Origin of the sequence: Clostridium manihotivorum (assembly GCF_004015185.1) — a bacterium.
Classification (GTDB): Bacteria; Bacillota; Clostridia; order Clostridiales; family Clostridiaceae; genus Clostridium_AR; species Clostridium_AR manihotivorum.
On sequence record NZ_CP025746.1, the window covers coordinates 5349175 to 5366291 of the forward strand.

Below are 17117 nucleotides of genomic sequence, written 5' to 3' on the forward strand. Positions count from 1 at the left end.
GCAAAGAGCTGTTGCACTAATTGTTTAGCGCAACAGCCAGTTTATAAAATAATTAACTTATTTATACTTTTTAATGTCTTCCAAATTAATCATGTATGGATGGCTAAAGAATTCAATGTGCTCCTCTTTGGTATTCCATTGAACTTCATTAATAACATTGTTCCATATCATGAACCATAACCAGTTGGTTTCTGTAGCTTTTAATATTTCTGGATTAGGAATTGGTCCATTTTCCCCTAGAGCCAATGGTTTGCCTGCATTTGCCATACTAGATGTATTTATGAATTCAACAGTTAGAGGTCCATGATCTTCAAGTGGTGCATAGTAGTCAATACTATTTATATCTACCACATCATCTCCTGGGTACCAATCTTTATCTGGTGAGTTCCACACCCATATTAAGTTATTTAACTCATGAAGGTGTACATATCTATCATACATAAGCCTGTAAAGCTTTATATATGCATCCTTTCCATGTGCTCCCCACCAAAACCAACCTCCACAAGCTTCATGAAGTGGCCTCCACAATATAGGAATATTATTATCTCTAAACCTCTTTAACTGTTCAGCTATTAGGTCCAAATCTTTTATCATTGCTATATTTTCATCTGTGCCAGTTATTAATGCTCTATTTAAATCAAAATCTGTGTTTTTAGTATAAAAGCTTTTATTTCTACCATTCATAGGAGAAAACCAATGCCAGCACAAGGTTATTATAGCATCTGTATTTTTTGCCCAATTAATAGCAGTTTCCACACTACCTCTGTTATTTATAATTTCATCTATACACTGAAAATCACTATCTTCAGTATCAGTTGCTGAAGAATAACTTAATAAGTCAAAGCCTAATATTGATGGTAACTTTCCTGTGATTCTTTTTATATATTCCAGGTCACTTCCACTAGCTTTATTACAATGCTGTCCACTCAATATCCCTTTTCCATATATATTTGAGAAGAACTTCATTAAGCCTTTACACTCTTCAGTTGCATTTTGATTTGAAAGTGTAAATTCTGGCCTACTCACAAAATAAGTTGTATCTTCTTGTATAGCTATATAATCCAAATTTACATAACCATATTGTTTTACTAGCTTTACACTATTCATACCTTCTTCTAACTTTAAACTTGATATCTCCTTAATGGTGAAACTATCCGCTGCATCGAACTTCAAACTTCCATAGCATTGATTATTTATAGCAATTCTATGAAGTGACTGCTCTCCTGGTAGTGCATAACTGATTTCTATTTTATAAAAACCACTATGAGGTATGTCAAATCGAAAATCTATAAAATCCCCTTCATTAATCAAGGTCTCTATATAGGAATTTCCTTTATAGCCTTTAATTAAATTATTCATTTCACCTTTAGAAAAACTAGCATCAGTTGCATATATAATCTTATTAAATTCTTCCATCTTCCCTCCACTTTTATATAACACATATATAGGGAACCAACTTCAACTATTAAGTTTTCATAAAGGTTCCCTATAGTATCCTAAATATTTTTCTTAGTTAAATACCTAATAGGTATCATACCTCCAAGAATAATTATTAAATTAACTACAATTACCATGCAATAAACCACTTTTGCTGCTTCATTATCTCTAGTAAGAAAAAATCCTATCAGAGATATTCCAAGCATTCCGCAAGAAACTGCCTGAATAAATCTTATAAATTTTAATATAGCTGATAGTTCTATTTTATCTTGCTTTCTAATCGCTTTTTTTCTATCTGTTGCACGTAATGACATGCTACATATCCTCCCTTATATTCCACTAACTCAGGCTCTTCCTTTTCACATTTTTCAGTGTAATAAGGACATCTGGTATGAAACTTACATCCTGAAGGTGGATTTATTATACTCGGCATATCTAAGGTTCTTAACGGAAGTCCTTTTGATCCACCATCTCTTCTTTTCCCTATACTTTGTGGAACTGCTGCTAAAAGTGCATGAAAGTATGGATGTTTAGGATTGTCTATAGCATCATAAATATTATTAAGTTCTATAACCTTTCCTAAATACATTACCACCAGTCTTCCATTCTTAGCTATATACCTTGCTGTAGCTAAGTCATGAGTTATATATACAAAAGAAATGTTATATTTCTTATTCATCTTAGTCATTAAATCTATAAGCGAAATTCTTAAGGATACGTCAACCATCGATACTGGTTCATCCGCTACTATTAACTTTGGCTTTACAGATAAAGCTCTTGCTAAAAGTATTCTCTGTCTTTGTCCACCGCTAAGTTGATGTGGATATTTATATAAAAACTGTTCTTGAGGAACTAATCCTACCTCTTCAAAATATTCCTTTAATATAGTTTCAGCTTCTTGCTTATTTCTTGCTATTTTATGCTGTAATAAAGGCATCGATAAGGACTGAAAGATTGTTCTATTAGGATTCAAAGCTGCAAAAGAATCTTGGTGAACCATCTGGACCCCTAATCTATAATCTCTGAATTCACTTCTTCTTAACTTGGAAATATCTTTTCCCTTATAAACTATCTTCCCATAGGTTGGCTTGTGAATACCTACAATCATTTTACCTAATGTAGTTTTACCACAGCCACTCTCCCCAACAACAGCAACAATTTCTCCTTCTTCTATTTCTAGGTTAATCTTTGATAAAACACATACTTTTTGCTTTTTATTTACTCTATTATCAAAATACATAGAAGTATCTTCAACCTTAAGTAAACTCATTTTATGCACCTTCCTTTGCTGCATTCTTTATTAAATCTGCATACTTATAACATCTACTGCATTTATTATCATTTACTAGGTATAATTGCTCTGTCTTCTCTTTCTCACCTTCACATTGTCCACTCAAATATAAAGCACATCTAGGCGCAAACTTACACTGTTTAAAGTCTTGTATAAGATTTGGAGGTGAGCCAGGAATAGCCTTACGCTTGGTTATATCATCAGTTAACGTAGGAATAGCATGTAGAAGACCTTTAGTATAAGGATGGGAAGGTTCCTCAAACACATCTCCAACCTCTCCATACTCAACAATCTCTCCTGCATACATTACTGCAATTCTATCTATTATACCTGATATTACAGAAATATCATGAGTTAAGAATATTAGGGTTACTCCTAGATCATCATGTATTTGCTCTAGTAGGTCTAAGATATACCATTGAGTTATTACATCTAAAGCTGTAGTAGGCTCGTCTAATAGAATTATCTTGGGATCTAATATAAGACTTAACGCTATGAGAACTCTTTGCTTCATACCTCCACTTAACTGATGTGGATAATATTCTAAAACACCTTTGTCTAGCCTTACATACTGAAGCACTTCCCCGGATCTTGTTATTATCTGTTCCTCTGTCATATTAGCATCATGAGCATGTACAGTTTCTATAAAATGTTCTTTAATTTTTAATACAGGATTTAATGCATTTTGTGCCGCCTGAAAAACTGTAGCTATTTCACTCCATCTATACTCGCTAAATTCATCTTTACTCAGTTCTAAAAGGTTTACCTTTTCATCATTTTCAGTGTAATAATATACTTCTCCTGAAGTTATTTTCCCTGGATTTTGAACTAAGTTCAATATTCCAGAGGCAAGCGTTGACTTACCACTACCACTCTCTCCAATTATTCCTAATATTTCACCTTTATATATAGTAAAAGATACGTTATCACAAGCTCTTAGCTTTCCATTGTTCAGCATAAAATCAATTGTTAAGTTATTTACTTCTATCAATGGTTTCATTTATTTTTCCCTCCTATTTACGTAATCTTGGGTTCATAGCTTCATCTAAGCCATTTGCAAATAGATAACATCCTAGTTGGAAGAATAATATTCCCATTATAGGAGTTAGGAAATAAACTATTGGCCCAAGTCCACCATATAAAACTGCTGACTGAGACATAGCCATCTGCATCATCATCCCCCAGTGACTACCTTGAAATGGAACTAATCCTAATACCATAAGTCCAACTGAAGTTATTATTGCACCCTTCATAATAGCAATGAAATTAATAGCTATAAATGAAGTTATATTAGGGATTATGTCTTTTACAATTATATTAAAGGTACTTATACCCATTATTCTGCTAACCTCTATAAAATCTTTGTGTCTTATTACTAAAACTTGAGACCTTATAGCTTTTGCAAGCCCTGCCCAAGACCAGAGACTTAGTACTAGTCCAAAAAGCACATTATTAGTAACATTTATTACCATGGAAAGCACCATAGTTACAGGGAAGCTTGGCATTGTCAAAATTATATTTGTAATCATCATTAGAGCCTCATCAGTCTTTCCACCTACTAGTCCTGAAAGTATACCCATGGTACAAGCAAATATTATAGAAAAAAGTGCAGCATAGAAAGCAACTAATAAAACTGATCTAGATCCTGTAATAAACTGGGAGAATATATCCCTTCCTGCATAATCGGTTCCTAGCCAATGCCTTGAGGAAGGTGGCTTCAATCTATCAAAATAATTAGATACCGGAGCTTTCACTATCATAGGACCAAATATTGATAAAATTAAAAAGAAGATTAATATTAAGAAACCTACTCTTGCCATCTTATTTTTCCATATAACCTGGAAAAATTCCTTAAGTGAATTTAAAAAACTACCTTCTTTGCTATACCTATCTAATAATCCATTTTCATCATTCTTCTTAATACTATTCATCATATCTATTTCTCCCTTAATCTTGGATTCAATACGGTATATAAAAATTCAGCTACTAATCCTGATAGTAAAACCATAACAATAATCATTAAGAACATACCTTGCATCAATGGATAATCTCTTCTAGATATAGCTGTTGATAAGTAATACCCAACTCCTGGATAAACAAAAAGATTTTCAATAAGTGGTGAACCACCAAACATCATTCCAAAAGAAATTGCAACACTTGTAACCATAGGAAGTACAGCATTTCTTCCTACATAACTAAAAACAATACGTTTATTTGAAAGACCTCTAGCTCTTGCATAATTTATATAGTCTTCTCCAAGCACAGACATACAGCTTGCCTTCATTCCCATGATCCATCCAGCAAGGGTTGTTACAAAGTATGCAAGTACAGGAAGTGCAGCATGATGCAAAACATCTATTATGAAAGGTGCATTAAAACCAACCTCAACTGTAGAGCTGTAAGCTCCTTTAGATGGAAATAATCCTAAAGCAACTGAAAATAACACAATTAACAGATACGCAACTATATAGTCTGGAATAGAACCAAATATTGCTTGATATCCAGTTACAAAACCGTCTAATATATTACTTCTCTTCCACGCTACATAAATTCCTAGTATTACTCCAACAGAGAAAGATAATAATAATGATACCGAACATACTAGTAGAGTCCAAGGTAGTGCTCCCAAAACTATAGAGCTAACTTGACCTTTATATGACATTGATTGTCCTAAATTGCCTGTGGATATGTTCTTTACGTAAGTTACAAATCTTTTAACTACAGGTATATCTGGATCATAGTTTAGAGCAAGTTTTGCTTTACTCAAAGCTTGATCGTATGGCATTTGGCTAGTCCTTATATATTCTTGTGCCAATGTATCTACAGGGTTTCCTGGCATTGCTTGTATTACGAAGAATACTAATAATAGGGATGCTAGCATTGTTAATACACAAGATACTATTTTTTTCATTCTTCATTTACCTCCCTCATTTATGGATTAAGCTCTTCATTACAGAATTTATAAGACATCGAATATCCAGTTACTATCTATTTTTCATGTCTTATGTATTTAAGTATGCCTCAAAGAATTTCTTTTTGAGGCATACACTTATTTCCTTTTATTTAATTACTTTATATAGTACATTTGGCCAGATCTTAAGGACTTTCCAAGTATTGCTGAAGTTGTACCGGACCAATAGAAATCCTTTAACTGTTCACCAGTCTTAGCTTCTGGCATTGATAGCTTTGGATTGTGTATTCTAAATATATAGTATTTTTCTGTTACAGGAAGATACCACATGTTGTCGTTAAAGAATTTAGCAAACTCCTCTGTCTTAGCTGAAACTTCCTTATCGTCCTTAGCACTGAAAAGTTCCATTTCTTTTTCTGAATACTTAAAGTCTTTGCCTGTTACTTCGTCCTTAAATACTAATCCACCTGATGTAGGGAACTTTATATTCATCTTCTTACCATACCACCATATTCCATCATAAGCTTCATATGGATGTTGAGTATTAGTAGGACTTCCAAATCCATCTACAACCATATGCGCATCGCCTGATGTAGAGTAATCGTTGTATGCTGCAGCTTCTTTAGGAGTAAATGTAGCATTTAAACCGAAATCCTTTAACATATTAGCAGCTGCTTCTCCCATAACTACGAAGGCTGGGTATTCACCAACACCTGCAATCTTTATTTCTGGAGACTCTCCCTTTGAATTAACCCACTTTCCACCTTTCTTTGACCAACCAGCTTCTTCTAGTAACTTTGTAGCCTTATCTTTGTCCATAGTATAGTTAGCTAAAGTCTTAAGAAAATCTTTTGATAAGTATTTATCTCTAACTGAAGGAGGAAGTCCAACTCCATATTCATCCCCAAGTCTCATACCTGGTTCAGATACTGGTGCGATTTGAGCTTTATCTACAATGTAGGCTATAGCCTTTCTTACCCTAACATCATCAGTTGGAGCTTTATTTATATTAAAGCAGAAACCAAAGGAACTATATTCTGGTACTAATAGTTGTCTTATTGTATCTTTATTGTTCTCAGCAACCTTCTTAGCCAAATCTGGAGAAATTCCCATACCTTCAGCATCATACTCTTTGTTCATTAAAGCGATTGCTGTAGATTCTGTAGTTGTTGGTCTTAATCCTCTTATTTTTTCTATTAGTGGCGGAGTTCTAAAATATTTATTTCTTTCAAATATTGTCTCTGAGGATGTTACCTTAGTTGGTACATATGCACCTGAGCACTTAATCTTAAGGATATCTGGAAGATAGTTATTAAATTCTTTTGTTGTATCAGCTACTAATTTATCTCCGTCTTTATTAAACTTATAATTTTTGTTATCATCAAACTCTCTATATTTTTCAAAAGCAACTCTAAACTGCTCTGCCCACTTTCCATATTCAGAAGCTGAATATTTTACTGAAGATTTTAATATATAGTCAAGCAACAAATTTGCATCCTTGTTATACTTAATTTCTACTGTCAAATCATCTTTTTTAGTTACGCTATCAGCAAAATATGCAATCTTGTTTACTGTCATATCAATAAAGGTATTACAAATTAAATCATCTGCATTAAGAGGACTTCCATCGCTCCATTTTAGATCCTTTTTTAAGGTCATTGTTAATACCTTATCCTTAAACTCATACTTTTCAAGTAATGATGGTTTAAAGGTCTTTTGGGGTTGTGAACTATAGTCACATAAATAATCATATATTATTGGTTCTACAGACCAGTCAGGTCCTCCGTTTACAGCAGGATTGCCATGACCAGCTGGCGGCGGCGTAAAGGATGTCATTGTAGTCAATACTGTGCCTTCTACCGGAGCTTTCTCTCCGTCTAATTTTGCATTAGTCAATTTGGTTTTGACCTGAGTTACACTGTCTTCAATACTTTTTGCAGAAGTGTCTGTAGATGCATTTTTACTAGAATCGTCTCCACATCCCACAAATAAAGATGTACTCATGGCTAACACCATGGTTACAGCTAAAGCCTTAAATAACTTTGCTTTTTTCATTTTTCCCCCTCCATGATTCACAAATTTTAATAAATTGCCTTCATGTTTTGATTATATTCAGGGAGATTTTACCTGTAAACGTTTATAGGCGCTTAGATGAAATATAGTTTATATTTAGTAATAATTGTATATACTTTTACTATATATAACCTTACTTTTATATAAACTATATTTAAAGATGTACCGCTTCAATCACAAATCTATATAAGTATAAAGTGATACGTACTAATGCTCTTATTGAATTTATTGCTATTATATTGAGTCTTTATAGTAAATTGGTGCTACTCCATATTTCTTTTTAAACATTTTAGAGAAATTAAATATATCCTTGTAACCTGAGCTTCTAGCTGCCTCACTAGGTGTAAAGTTGTTCTTAACAATAAGCTTTGCTGCCTTTTCAAGTCTTACATCAACAATATATTGTTTAGGGGACTTTCCTGTAAATTTCTTAAATATACTTGAAAAATAAACTCTATTTATACCTAAATATTTTGAAATATCCTCCACTGTTATGTCATTCATATAATTTGCCATTATGTAGCTTTCAGCTTTAAGAACATATACCTTGGGAAATTCAACCACATCTTCAGTATTTTCAGCTTCTATTAACAAAGAAAACAATTCATATAACTTAGCTGTTAAGAAGATTTCTTTAGTTTGCTCTATTCTACTTGCTTCTAGCATTTCTTTAAAAATATACTCTGCAGCTTGACAGTAAAGTATATCCTTTTTCAAAAAGGTTGCTTTCTTAAATATATTACTTTCAGTATTACACTGAAAGCCTATCCAAATGTATTTCCAAGGATCACTTTTATCAGCTTCATAGTAAGTTATCTCCTCAGGTCTTATAACAAAAATATTTCCCTTTCTTAAACTATACTTCTTTTCCTTAATAGTAAATGTGCCCTTTCCTCTTTCAATATAGTGAAGTAGATAATATTCTCTAGATGCTGGTCCAAATCCATGGCCACTATAGCATTCTTCAAAGCCGCATAATAATGGATTAATCTCCTTAAAGTTTTGATTTAATAATATGATATCTTCTTTCATATCGTCACCTCTTACATCCATAACTAGTATTTATAGCTTCATTTTTTATATAGTTACAAAATGACAAACTAACCTTTCATTTATCAATGGATATACAAACAATAAATTGGTACTATTTACTGGAGTAGTAGCTATTTTACTATTACTTCAATACTAATAATACTACTTATCCTTAGTATTTCAAGTATTAACCAATTACAAAAACACATTTGAAAGAGGGTTTTATTATGATAGGAAAGACACCCCCTATGGGTTGGAACTCCTGGAACACCTTTGGCTGGGAGATTTCAGAAGACTTAATTAAAGGCATAGCTGATGTTTTTGTTGAGCAAAACCTAAAAGCTGCAGGCTATGAATATATAGTAATAGATGATTGCTGGTCAAAAAAGCAAAGAGATAGTAAAGGTAGATTAGTACCTGATGAAGAAAAGTTTCCAAGTGGCATGAAGGCTTTAGCTGACTATATCCATAGTAAAGGTTTAAAGTTTGGTATGTATTCATGTGCTGGAACCATGACCTGCGCAGGTTACCCTGGAAGCTTTGAACATGAGTTTATTGACGCAGAGACCTTTGCATCTTGGGATGTAGACTATCTTAAGTATGACTATTGCTATAAACCAGATGGCATACCTGGGCATATACTTTACAAAAGAATGGCTATGGCCTTACGTAATTGCGGACGAGATATATTATTTAGTGCTTGCAACTGGGGCAACGATGAATCCTTTAACTGGATGCGAGCTTCTGGCGCTCATATATTTAGATCTACTGGCGACATACAAGATAACTGGGAGTCAATAAAAAATCTAGCTCTTCAACAACTAAACAAAGAATGCTATAGTGGCCCTTATTGCTACAATGATGTTGATATGCTGGTAGTTGGAATGTATGGAAAAGGTAATGTAGCCTTGGGAGGATGTACTGATGAGGAATACAAAACTCATTTCTCACTATGGGCTTTGATGGATTCTCCTCTTATGATAGGATCCGATATAAGGAAAATGAATGAAGCGTCTAAAAACATACTTACAAATAAAGAAATTATAGAAATTAATCAAGACATAGAGGGAAGGCAAGCTTATACAATTCCTCAATGGAACAACTCTAATTGTATGGCTTATATAAAAACTTTAACTAACGGAGACTATGCTATTGGTTTCTTTAATTTTGGAGATACTTCAGGAGAAATGTCTCTTCAATTTTGGGATATGGGGCTTCCAACTTCCTCAGGCTTTGGATTAAGCTTAAGAGACCTCTGGAAACATGAAGACCTTGGTACCTTCACTGAAAGCTATACTCTAAAGTTAGAACCTCATAGCTGTGCCGTATTTAGAGCTAAAGTAGTTAAGCCATGAATGAATGCTGCTTTGAATGCAATAAGAAACTAGAAGGTGACGAGATAGCTATTTACCGTAGATTGGTCAACAGGGGTGCTACAAAGTATCTTTGCATAGATTGCCTATCTAAGCATTTTAGATGTACTAGAACTTTAATACTAGAACGTATAGAGCATTTTAAGGAAATCGGCTGCACTTTGTTCTGCAAATAGAAAAGTCAGTGAAGTGACCTTCTCAATGGCATTAAGTTAAGAGAATTCAAGAAGCTATTACATAAAGTGATAGCTTCTTTTTTCAGAGTTAGCTGTAAATGTTCAACCGAAATGAAGAAAATAATTTTAAAAATTGCATGCAAATAAAGCAGGCATATATCCCGCTAAAAAAAACTATTAAATTAATCATTATTATGCTACTCTATACATGAAGCTTACGGATGTTTTTTCAGACATATTTCTAGGTCGCGAACGACCAGGTCGAATCGGTGTTATGTGCCTAGCAATCAAAGCTTCTATATTAGGTGGAGTAACTTTACCAAGGAAAAACTGTCGGCATATATGCGCTGCAACAGAAAAGTTGACTTTGTAGTCGTATTTCCTGTTCCTTTTCTTTATGATTACGTGTTGGGTAATTATTTCAGAAAAGTTGTACATAATTAGCCTTGCATATATTTCCTGAAGTATGTACTCCACCTTTTTTGAATGAAAATGTAGCAATCCAATAGTATATTTCAAATCACGGAATGATGTTTCAATTCCCCAACGCTTGAAATAGAGTTCTTTTAGTGTTTGAGGTGAAAATTTCGTTCTATCTAGGTTTGTAACAACAACCTCATAAGTATCATCAGTAATTTTAAATCGTACAATCCGAAACGGTAGTTTGTACATTACTGTAGGATCACTTTTTCTATTTGTCTCTGGGAGATAGTCAAATGTCTTATTTTTCCCAATTAGTCTATAATGGTTTTTATCCTTAAGCAATTCTTTCACTTTATTAGTTTGTTTTCTAGTAAGGTTTAAATCAATATCAACATCAAATTCATCAGCAGATGGAAGTTCAAATCCATGTAAAATACCTGATGCATGACCATGAAAATCTTTTATTCTTATTAGGAATTTCCATCCTTTTTGTTGAATGTGTGCCATATTGTTATAAGATTCATACCCTCGATCCGCAAGGATAATTGCTGGAGTTTTAATAGTAGATCTGTCTACCATGTCTGTTAATGCCTTACATTCATTGGAAAGCTTTCTTCTCAGCACAATTACGTCCTCGTAGGTATGTTGATTAAGATCGTATAATGCATTTAAATGCAAAAGGTTGTACGGTTTCCTAGAGTCTTTAAATTCATATAAGGAATCCAAATCGTTTTTATTTGTTGGAATATGTATGTCAGATCCATCGACAGCCAAAAGGCGATAGCCTTTAAATAGATAATCAGTTGTTGTTTTGTTAACGAAGTTATGAAATAATTTTTCAAATGCCGTAGTCAAGATCTTTGCCCTTTGTTGAACAAAGGCCGCCGATGTAGCTGTGTCAATAGAGCATCCCCATTGATTTAAAAGCTCATTACTTAAAGTATTTCCTTCCATTCCTAGCAAAGAAAAAATTATTTTATCAAAGGGAAGTTTTCGATTTCTAAGGAAATCCTTGTCGGGATTCCTAATATTCTCTTTAGGATTATCGCGAAGCTCTTGAATAAGTTCAAATAAAGTGGATCTCAATTCTTGTGACTTAGTATTCATATGTATTCTCCTCGTAATTGAAATTTCTCTCTAATTACAAGGGCCGCTTTCACTACCTTTAAAACAATTGGTAGTGAAAGCGGCCACATATTTTTGAAATGCTGTCAAGTGATAATTAAAAAAAATAAAAAAGACCCACAGCACATATTTGTGATGCAAGCCTTTCCTTAACTTAATGACATTGAGTGACCTTCTTCAGTGAGTTTTTTTGCACCTCTGCCTTTCCGAATTAGTATAAATAACTTAAGAGCCAAGGGATTTACAAATCCTTGGCTTTTTTCTTTATATCCTAACGATCCATTATAGTCCTTTAAAGTTATTAGGCTCAGCTTACAAAAACTTTACCTACTTTCATATAAAGTAAAAAGCTGCTTGACAATATATATTATCAAACAGCTCAATATCATATAAATTTATAATCCCATATTAATATAAACTAAAAAATTCCTGTATAATAATAAAAAATAATACTAAACGTTGCTTTATGAAAAGCTTAATAATAGCAAAGAACTGGCGTACCTACATCCATATTTTCATATATAGTTTTAGCAAGAGCTAATGGCATATTTACACATCCATGTGAACCAGTTGTCTTGTAGTATTGACCACCAAATGTAGTTCTCCATGTTGCATCATGAAGTCCTATTCCTTGATCAAAAGGCATCCAATAACTAACTGGAACATTATAATCTTCACCTTTTAAGCTGGTATTTCTCTCTTTATATTTAACTCTATAAACACCTACTCTAGTTGAATGATTAGCAGTTATATTACCAGTAACTACATCTCCTTCAGCTACTAGAGATCCATTCTTATAATACCATAAATGTTGTTTTGACATATCTACTTCAACAAAGGTATTTCCAATATCATTACCATCTAAAGATGCACCTTTTTGTGCATATATAGGTTCCTTAGTTTCAACCTTACCATTTTTTATATCAGCTATTAAGCTTTGAGACTCTTTTGCACTATTTATAGCCCAGCCATAGTCTCCACCACTTATCTTTATCTTATTCCCTAAAGTAGTAGTAAAATCTCTTGTCTTTCCTACAGTACCATAAGTGCTTGAAAGTTTATTTAAATATTGCTTTACTTTTGTCTCGTCTAACGTAACTTGAAGTTTGTCATCTACTTTTAGCCAAGTATTTATTGTTGAACCATCTAGAACTTCTGTATTTTTTCCAAAGGTATATGTTACCTTTGAAGCTACATATTTATCAAGAACTTTTTTAGCCTCAGTCACTTGCTGAGAAGTTGAAGTATATTGTGGTTTAACATAGCAATCTTCATCTTTTAAATTTATCTTTTCTTGTCCTTTAAGAATTGCATCTGAAACTTTATTAGCAAAGACATCTTTATTAATCTTATTACCATAAACCTCATTTACAATGCTATAGCTTCCATTTTCATATTTAAAGCTTGCATTTTTAGGTTCAATTACCTTGCTGCTATCAAAAAAGGATAGGCTATCTAATTTCTTTTTTAACAATTCTTTATCAAAAGAAACCCCCGCAGTAACGTTATAATCTTTGGACTTAAATACTGCTGTAATCCATCCAAAAGGATTTTCTTTATCTTTTAAACTCTTAACTTGTCCGTTTGAATTATACTTTAATCCAATATCAGACGCAGTTACTTGCTCTTTCTTGCCATCAATACCATCTAGCTCTAACTTATAAGCTTCAACCTTTGCTGGCATTTCTTTTTCTACTTCACTGACAGTTTTACCTGAAACACTAACACTATTTATTTCAGCACCAAAATAGAAATGATTTGTGAAGTATGCTGTCATACCCAAGTATATTACAAGTAAAGCAGAAACAGAACTTATACTACCTATCACAATTTTATTGCGTTTTTTCTTCTTCTTATCCGTAATACCATCTCCTCTTGAAGACGTAGCACTTATCTCAAAAGCATTTTTAAACTTATTTTAAAATAGCCTAAAAAGTAATCCAGTGATACATCAATATAATCGCAGCAAAATTTTACTATAGGTTTAAATTCATGCCTCCTTTCTAAAGGTATATTTCATTCTATGTTTTAGGATTAATTTTTAAAACAATTATTGTATGTGGTGATCATAAATATTTCTAAAGAACAAAAAAATAACCTACTCTTTCTAAAACCCATTATAGGTCAACTTAGAGTTAGGTAAATACCATATAGTTAAGTTCTTTGAACCTTCTATTTTATAATATTTTTGTATGAATCTAAGCTGATATTCAGAAGTATTTAATTGATCAATAATTATTACGTTTTAATCTTTAAATTTGCTACCTTTTTTTACTTTGCTTTCTCTATTTTTTTGTGTCTCTACCTTTTCTAAAGTATATGAAGTAATTCTAGCAGGTGGCACAATTCATTTATATTCTTTAACATAGACCAACATTCAAGCCTTATACACATACTTACCAAAAACTTTATCTGCGATATAATTTTTAAAGAATAAAATAATCCTTGTCTATTATATCAGAAATTCATCCTTATTTTTAAATAACATACTCAAAAGTATAAATTATTATCCATTTCAACATAAACATAGAAGTTTTTAATATCTTTAGAAAATTTTTTAATATTATCAATTTAATGCCTATATAATATTTTTACCATATTTTGTATTTAATATCAATTTTAATTATTTTTATTTTTCTATAAATAGAGATTGCTTCATATATTAGGGACAAATTAGTGATAGCTAATTACTGTTACTAAGGTACTTCTATAAAATTATTATATAATGTAAGTCTTCATATAATCAATATAGTTAAACATAGAAAAAATCGCCAATAACTTTTATATCGGCGAAATAATAAATATATTTATATATTCTCTTATAAAGTTGTTATATTTATAGAGTTCCTAACACATCTATCAATTTATACATTCCCTATAATGTCTATAAGCAGCAATTTTGCAACAGGTATAAATTAAGTTTCAGTATGGGAACTCTTTAAATTAATAGTCATCCTTTCACTAACATTATATTGGTAACTACTTCTTTATTTAAATACTAGTTTGACGCCCCTCTAATTAATGCATCTTTAACCTCTGGACATGACCAGGTCAAATTCTGCCTATCAAATATCCCATAGGTATCCGCTTGACCTGCTGTGGAGATACCATTGTCCCACCATATTGTTGTAATTCCTCTATTTCTAGCATCTCTAACATAATACTCAGCTAACGCTGCTCTAGACTGCTGATTATTCTTATTAATTGATCCAAATTCACCTATAACTACTGCAATTCCATTCTTTACAAACTTATTATATATTGCATCAAATTGAGTGTCTAACTGAGCTTTATCTGAATCACTTCCCCAATAAGATGTGCCATTTATATCCATTGCAAATGAATAAGGTGAATACATATGAAGTGACACAATAACTCTTTTATCATTATTAGGTATTACAAGAGAGTCATAAGTTACAGGAAGAGCCGCCGCTGCATAGGTTGGTATCATAATAAACCTATACTTATTATTTCCACCAGTATTTCTGATTGTATTTACTGCGGCTGTATTATATCTATTAACAACATCTCTACCTTCTGCAGTTCCACCTGTCCATTCAGAATCCGACCCAACCAAACGTGGTTCATTCATTGTTTCAAATATTAAGTGATCTCCATACTTTTTAAATCTATCAGCTATTTGTTTCCAAAGCTTAGTAATCTCACTAGTTACCTCTTTTTCCTTAGCATAGGTAGGTACAAGCCATGTATCCTCATGGTGAAGATTAATTATGGCATACATATTATTGTCTAAAGCATAATCTGCAACCTGTTCAACCCTATCAAGCCAATTCTTATCAATCTTATAATCTGGAACACCGCCTATGTGATCTTTCCAAGTTATTGGTATTCTTACAGTATTAAAGCCAGCAGCCTTTATCTTATCTATCATAGCCTTTGTAGTGACAGGATTTCCCCAGCTAGTCTCAGTAGGGCTTGCATCTAAAGTGTTCCCCAAATTCCATCCCAGCTTCATTTCTTTTACCACCTGCAAGGAATTTATACTTCTCATACATGAAGTTGTAGAACAAGCTTTTGCATTTATATTAGTAGCCAAAGCAGTTGTTGAAACGATTACACTTAAGCAAATAGTTTTAATTATAGAATTTAATCTTTTTCCCATACTCTCATCCCCTAAGAAATTAATAATTTAATATACTTTAACATACATTCTAACTATTAATTATTTGAATATCTCCCACCTTTCCTTGATAACTATTTATAGAATGTATCTCCAAGCCCAAATTTAAATTAAAGTCTGTACAGCGAGATTCAAAGTTGAAATAAACATATTTACTATACTCAGTTTATTATATCATTATATTGTAAACACAAATAAATACTATCTGATACATATTATACATCACTATCCATTAAATGTATACATTTACCATAAATATTTTTATACTTTTTTATAAAAGTACTTCTTACGGATCATAATTTTTTTACAACATATGCCTAAGACTTAAATATATGGTAATTACATCCAATCACTTTCAATTAAAGCAAAAATCACTAACGCTATTTCATTAGTGATTTTTGCTCAATAAAGATCTTATTTTTCTATTTCTATCGCTTAAAACTTCAGCTCTTTATACTTATTGATTTTTTCTTTTACTATATCCAATAAGCCTTTTATAAATATTTTCTTTCATAACATCGCTTATTATTTCATCATTATATTTCTTTATCTCACTTACTAAGTTTATTGTATACACTACTTTACTCTCAGCTTTTACCTGTAGTCTTGCATTAGTTGTGAAATCTATTATTGAAACATATGCTAAATCTCCAAATTCACTAGTAACTTGTTTTAGCAACTGTATATTTTTATAGTTTTCACGTATAGGATTAGATATTTTTTCCCTTTTAGTAGGAAGTTTTTGCTTCCAACTTTCATCAGCCTCATCCCCAACAATAGTTCCTTTATAGTCATTATCCTTAATAACAAAGATCCCATAATTGGATACTACAACATGATCTATATTTATAGTTTTATCTTTTACTTCAAAACTAATATGATTTATCACCTTATACTTTTCTTCATCCAAACTAGATAAATAAGCATCTACTGGCTTTTCACCAAGCATTCTTTTTATCTTAGGCATAAAAAGATCTAGAATACCGGCTACCAGTATTAAAATAATTAAATACCAAAACTTAGTTACAAACTCTATTATTGCATCCATTTAGGTATACTCTCCTTCTATATAAAAGTAATACATAAAACACTTTAAATACTATTTAAATATCTACACTATATTACTTCTGTAAGT

At 32.1% G+C, this 17117-nt stretch carries 13 protein-coding genes; 1 reads left to right on the forward strand and 12 read right to left on the reverse strand.

Annotated features, from left to right (window positions below):
- Nucleotides 1-57 precede the first annotated feature (57 nt).
- From C1I91_RS23910 to C1I91_RS23945, 8 genes are all read right to left on the reverse strand, one after another.
- The gene (locus C1I91_RS23910; RefSeq protein WP_128215159.1) at nt 58-1416 is read right to left on the reverse strand and encodes a glycosyl hydrolase; all 1359 of its coding nucleotides are present in this window, start codon (nt 1414-1416) and stop codon (nt 58-60) included.
- An 80-nt stretch (nt 1417-1496) separates the two neighbouring features.
- Nucleotides 1497-1751: a hypothetical protein gene (locus C1I91_RS23915; RefSeq protein WP_128215160.1), complete on the reverse strand. Its 255-nt coding sequence runs from the start codon at nt 1749-1751 to the stop codon at nt 1497-1499.
- Complete coding sequence (locus C1I91_RS23920) at nt 1697-2731, reverse strand: ABC transporter ATP-binding protein (RefSeq protein WP_238475878.1); 1035 nt, start codon at nt 2729-2731, stop codon at nt 1697-1699. The genes C1I91_RS23915 and C1I91_RS23920 overlap by 55 nt, the downstream gene beginning before the upstream one ends.
- On the reverse strand, nt 2709-3728 hold the full coding sequence (locus tag C1I91_RS23925) for an ABC transporter ATP-binding protein (RefSeq protein ID WP_128215161.1): 1020 nt from the start codon (nt 3726-3728) through the stop codon (nt 2709-2711). The genes C1I91_RS23920 and C1I91_RS23925 overlap by 23 nt, the downstream gene beginning before the upstream one ends.
- A gap of 13 nt (nt 3729-3741) precedes the next feature.
- The gene (locus C1I91_RS23930) at nt 3742-4662 is read right to left on the reverse strand and encodes an ABC transporter permease (protein WP_128215162.1); all 921 of its coding nucleotides are present in this window, start codon (nt 4660-4662) and stop codon (nt 3742-3744) included.
- 2 nt (nt 4663-4664) lie between these two features.
- Nucleotides 4665-5639, reverse strand: a complete 975-nt coding sequence (locus C1I91_RS23935; protein ID WP_128215163.1) for an ABC transporter permease — start codon at nt 5637-5639, stop codon at nt 4665-4667.
- A 156-nt stretch (nt 5640-5795) separates the two neighbouring features.
- Complete coding sequence (locus C1I91_RS23940) at nt 5796-7694, reverse strand: ABC transporter substrate-binding protein (RefSeq protein ID WP_128215164.1); 1899 nt, start codon at nt 7692-7694, stop codon at nt 5796-5798.
- A 252-nt stretch (nt 7695-7946) separates the two neighbouring features.
- Entirely contained in the window at nt 7947-8744 is a 798-nt protein-coding gene (locus tag C1I91_RS23945) for an AraC family transcriptional regulator (RefSeq protein ID WP_164880640.1), read from the reverse strand.
- A 227-nt stretch (nt 8745-8971) separates the two neighbouring features.
- Here C1I91_RS23945 and C1I91_RS23950 point away from each other — a divergent pair, with 227 nt between their 5' ends.
- Entirely contained in the window at nt 8972-10099 is a 1128-nt protein-coding gene (locus tag C1I91_RS23950; RefSeq protein ID WP_128215166.1) for a glycoside hydrolase family 27 protein, read from the forward strand.
- Between the two features lie 386 nt (nt 10100-10485).
- Here C1I91_RS23950 and C1I91_RS23960 read toward each other — a convergent pair whose 3' ends face one another.
- The 4 genes from C1I91_RS23960 to C1I91_RS23975 all read right to left on the reverse strand — a co-directional run bounded on the left by C1I91_RS23960 (nt 10486) and on the right by C1I91_RS23975 (nt 17030).
- Nucleotides 10486-11823: an IS4 family transposase gene (locus tag C1I91_RS23960; protein ID WP_128215168.1), complete on the reverse strand. Its 1338-nt coding sequence runs from the start codon at nt 11821-11823 to the stop codon at nt 10486-10488.
- A gap of 493 nt (nt 11824-12316) precedes the next feature.
- Entirely contained in the window at nt 12317-13669 is a 1353-nt protein-coding gene (locus C1I91_RS23965) for a L,D-transpeptidase family protein (RefSeq protein WP_238475879.1), read from the reverse strand.
- Nucleotides 13670-14839: 1170 nt separating this feature from the next.
- The gene (locus C1I91_RS23970; protein ID WP_128215169.1) at nt 14840-15964 is read right to left on the reverse strand and encodes a glycoside hydrolase family 5 protein; all 1125 of its coding nucleotides are present in this window, start codon (nt 15962-15964) and stop codon (nt 14840-14842) included.
- A 475-nt stretch (nt 15965-16439) separates the two neighbouring features.
- On the reverse strand, nt 16440-17030 hold the full coding sequence (locus C1I91_RS23975; RefSeq protein ID WP_128215170.1) for a nuclease-related domain-containing protein: 591 nt from the start codon (nt 17028-17030) through the stop codon (nt 16440-16442).
- Nucleotides 17031-17117 lie beyond the last annotated feature (87 nt).

Bases quoted from the DNA above. Each gene is read 5' to 3' on its own strand.
- C1I91_RS23910 (WP_128215159.1), bottom strand. From the start codon at position 1,416: ATGGAAGAATTTAATAAGATTATATATGCAACTGATGCTAGTTTTTCT.
- C1I91_RS23915 (WP_128215160.1), bottom strand. From the start codon at position 1,751: ATGTCATTACGTGCAACAGATAGAAAAAAAGCGATTAGAAAGCAAGAT.
- C1I91_RS23920 (WP_238475878.1), bottom strand. From the start codon at position 2,731: ATGCAGCAAAGGAAGGTGCATAAAATGAGTTTACTTAAGGTTGAAGAT.
- C1I91_RS23925 (WP_128215161.1), bottom strand. From the start codon at position 3,728: ATGAAACCATTGATAGAAGTAAATAACTTAACAATTGATTTTATGCTG.
- C1I91_RS23930 (WP_128215162.1), bottom strand. From the start codon at position 4,662: ATGATGAATAGTATTAAGAAGAATGATGAAAATGGATTATTAGATAGG.
- C1I91_RS23935 (WP_128215163.1), bottom strand. From the start codon at position 5,639: ATGAAAAAAATAGTATCTTGTGTATTAACAATGCTAGCATCCCTATTA.
- C1I91_RS23940 (WP_128215164.1), bottom strand. From the start codon at position 7,694: ATGAAAAAAGCAAAGTTATTTAAGGCTTTAGCTGTAACCATGGTGTTA.
- C1I91_RS23945 (WP_164880640.1), bottom strand. From the start codon at position 8,744: ATGAAAGAAGATATCATATTATTAAATCAAAACTTTAAGGAGATTAAT.
- C1I91_RS23950 (WP_128215166.1), top strand. From the start codon at position 8,972: ATGATAGGAAAGACACCCCCTATGGGTTGGAACTCCTGGAACACCTTT.
- C1I91_RS23960 (WP_128215168.1), bottom strand. From the start codon at position 11,823: ATGAATACTAAGTCACAAGAATTGAGATCCACTTTATTTGAACTTATT.
- C1I91_RS23970 (WP_128215169.1), bottom strand. From the start codon at position 15,964: ATGGGAAAAAGATTAAATTCTATAATTAAAACTATTTGCTTAAGTGTA.
- C1I91_RS23975 (WP_128215170.1), bottom strand. From the start codon at position 17,030: ATGGATGCAATAATAGAGTTTGTAACTAAGTTTTGGTATTTAATTATT.